This window comes from Aureibaculum koreense (assembly GCF_034296135.1).
Taxonomy (GTDB): domain Bacteria; phylum Bacteroidota; class Bacteroidia; order Flavobacteriales; family Flavobacteriaceae; genus Aureibaculum.
In genome coordinates, this window is sequence record NZ_JAXKVV010000048.1 from 1 (window position 1) to 1,392 (window position 1,392).

General features: G+C 30.5%; 2 protein-coding genes. Both read right to left on the reverse strand.

Annotated features, from left to right (window positions below):
• Nucleotides 1–177: 177 nt before the first annotated feature.
• Nucleotides 178–639 carry an SRPBCC family protein gene (locus UMM65_RS17585; RefSeq protein WP_321978483.1) on the reverse strand — a complete coding sequence of 154 codons (462 nt, stop codon included), beginning with the start codon at nt 637–639 and terminating at the stop codon, nt 178–180.
• A 134-nt stretch (nt 640–773) separates the two neighbouring features.
• Nucleotides 774–1,214, reverse strand: a complete 441-nt coding sequence (locus UMM65_RS17590; RefSeq protein ID WP_321978485.1) for a hypothetical protein — start codon at nt 1,212–1,214, stop codon at nt 774–776.
• Nucleotides 1,215–1,392: the final 178 nt, after the last annotated feature.

Genomic DNA, 1,392 nt, shown 5'->3' on the forward strand with positions numbered 1-1,392 from the left:
GCTACAAGATAAAATTACTGAGATGGTAAACCAACTAACTCCTGAACTTATAAAATCTATCACCAGTTATCAATTATACACTAAAACATTTTTTGAGTATTTTTAAATCAGAAATGGTATTAGTTGTCCCATGGCAATAAATCTCGTTATTTCAAGATCTATTAATTCGCGTAGTTCCTATTTTACTTTTTTAGGATATTTATCTGCAATCAAGTTTAGTTCGATATTATGTTCTAAATATGCTTTTAATCCATCCAATACTGTTGTAAATCCGCCAGCATAATCCAGCATTGTTGCTAATATATCTTTTCCCTTATGTTCAAAGTCATAACAAACAATTTTAACCAATGTTTGATTTTCATTTAATGCTTCAAAAAGAAAGTCAACTTTACTTTTAGGCTCTCCCCATAAAATGGTTATTTTTTTATTGGAATTGATGTCCAGAACTTTTACTTCGTCCTGAGCATCATACATTTCCCATTTCCATTTTACGGTTTTTCCTTTTTCTAATTTTCCGCTCGATTTTGTAAACCAAAAGTTAGTTGTGATCTTAGGGTCAATAAATGCATTAAAAACCTCCTTTATGGGTTTTCGTATCATCATTTGACATTTTACTATTTCTGAGTCTTTTCCTTTCATAATTTCTTTTTTATTAAAGTTGATTTTTTGAGTTGTCTTGTCAACAATATCCTACATGTTTAATTATGTTCTTTTTATAATAAAATCAGTGAGCATTCCGCATTGTACTATCACTTTTGAAAATTCTTTATTTTTCAATTATCCACAAAACCTTTTTCCCAAACCCGTTCAGGATTATGATTTCTCAAATCCACGCCAAAGTCAACGGCAGCTTTCATTGCCAAGAGAACAGAAACCCAACCGGAAGTCATTTCCTTTTGCGTATTTTTGTCAAAAGTAATGGCATTCATATACAAATCTGTTCCTTTGTCAGGTGTTTCTTTTAATGTAAAAGTCACATCGGTCCCAAAGTATTCTAGTTGAAACAGATTTGGATATTTTTTTTCGATTATTTTAGATTTGTAAACTGGATAATTCAATATCTTGAATTCAATGATACCGTTTATTTCTTTGGCTTCTTCGGCCCAGAATGTACTTCGCCCTTCGTCCGTGGTCAATGCATTGTACACCTGATCTATAGATGTTGAAAAATGAACTTTCCAATTTATCTGCCCCACTTCTTTTTGATTTCCCATTTTTTTTAAGACTACTTCATTTTTATAATTATTTTTCCGAGAGTTCTTTTATCTTTTGTAATACCATTTCTGATTTAAAAATACTCAAAAAATGTTTTAGTGTATAATTGATAACTGGTGATAGATTTTATAAGTTCAGGAGTTAGTTGGTTTACCATCTCAGTAATTTTATCTTGTA